At 53.4% G+C, this 1,552-nt stretch carries 2 protein-coding genes; one reads left to right on the top strand and one right to left on the bottom strand.

Annotation, left to right across the window (positions count from 1 at the left end; genetic code table 11):
* Positions 1–603 (top strand): IS3 family transposase (locus PDO_RS14795; protein ID WP_007603248.1); only part of this gene is annotated, 603 nt, incomplete at its 5' end.
* Positions 604–968: 365 nt separating this feature from the next.
* Here PDO_RS14795 and PDO_RS27960 read toward each other — a convergent pair.
* The coding region (locus PDO_RS27960) for a hypothetical protein (RefSeq protein WP_007603243.1) at positions 969–1,552 on the bottom strand (584 nt) is incomplete at its 5' end.

Here is a 1,552-nt window from a genome sequence, read left to right as displayed (position 1 = left end):
GTCCCTGAACGATTAGACGACAAGCGCGTATACCGCATCTATCGTGAGCTGGAGTTGAACCTCAGGATCAAGCCACGCAAGCGTTTGAAGCGGGACAAGCCCGACGCTCTGACTGTGCCTGATGCGCCGAACCTGGTCTGGTCCATAGATTTCATGGCTGATCGTTTGGAAGACGGTAGGCAATTCCGGCTGTTGAATGTCCTGGACGACTTCAACCGCGAGGGGCTGGGCATTGAGGTGGACTTTTCGCTGCCTGCTGAACGCGTCATCCGCAGTCTGAACCAGATCATCGAATGGCGCGGCAAACCGTTCGCCATTCGTGTGGATAATGGACCTGAGTATGTCAGTGGCAAACTGATGGAATGGGCAGCAACGCAAGGAATTGCTTTGAGCCACATCCAGCCCGGAAAGCCGCAACAGAATGCCTATGTCGAGCGCTACAACCGCACCGTCCGACACGAATGGCTCGACCAATACATCATCGAAAGCATCGAGGAGGCGCAGGAATTCGCCACGCAGTGGCTATGGACCTATAACAACGAACGGCCCAATATGGGCATCGGCGGCATAACGCCCGCGCAGAAACTGAAAATGGCCGCGTGAATTCTACTGCGGAGCCCCGTTAAGAATGGGGGGATTACCTCAGGACAACCTGATCGAATCAGCTTTCCAAACCAAAAGCCAGAGGGTTGTTCAGCAGCCTGCTAAAGCCCGTCCATCAATTCAAATTCACGCGACGGGCTTTAGCTCTTTGTTCTCATGCATGCCGCCCGAAACCGCGGTGGCCTTTCGGGCGACATGCATGAGACTATATCGTGAAGACCGGCAGCGGTCGGGCTGGGGAATGTCTTCAAGGCCTCCTTGATGGACGCCAACGCGGCATCCACCATCACTCCGTTAGGCCCGCCGGGCTGGCGACCCATGATCCCTCAACCCGACCCCAGATCGACCCCTCACTGTCGATTAAGCTATCTTATTGCACGTGCGGGGTTAGGCACGTAGACGGCCTTCATCGTACCATTTGTCGGCGTATCGTTAACCTTATTAGCACTAGGCGTCTGCTTATCCGTCGATTCCCCAAGACCTTTATTACCGTTTATTTGCTCGCCATTAGGCGATGAGCCAGGAGCCGTAAACTCTTCCCTCTGTGACGACCCGCTTCTGGACGATTTATTACCTGAACTTACGACGCTAGCATCGTTGTCGGACTTCTTGGCAGGCTTAATGGTCTGAGTATTACTAGAAGTCGACTTGGGCGTACCCAAACCAGTAGGACGGGGTGGCAGAGCGGGGGGGGCCCGGTCAGAAGCAAGACCATCCCCAAGACCACTGATGTCGACCTGGACGACATTACCGGAATAACCAAAGTCTGCATTGCCATCAACTGATAATAGGACAGAAGGTAAATCAGGTCCCGAGCGATCGGCACGTTTATTTATCTTATTATTAACATCATCCATAGAAGTATCTTGTCTAGGAATTTTAATATTTTTGCCATTTACTTCAATTACGTTACTGCCATCACCCTGGGTTTCCACGGGCGCGGCACTCG

This window comes from Rhizobium sp. PDO1-076, from assembly GCF_000247475.1.
Classification (GTDB): domain Bacteria; phylum Pseudomonadota; class Alphaproteobacteria; order Rhizobiales; family Rhizobiaceae; genus Allorhizobium.
Note: the sequence above shows the minus strand (reverse complement) of the source record. Positions and strands in the feature narration are given on the sequence as shown.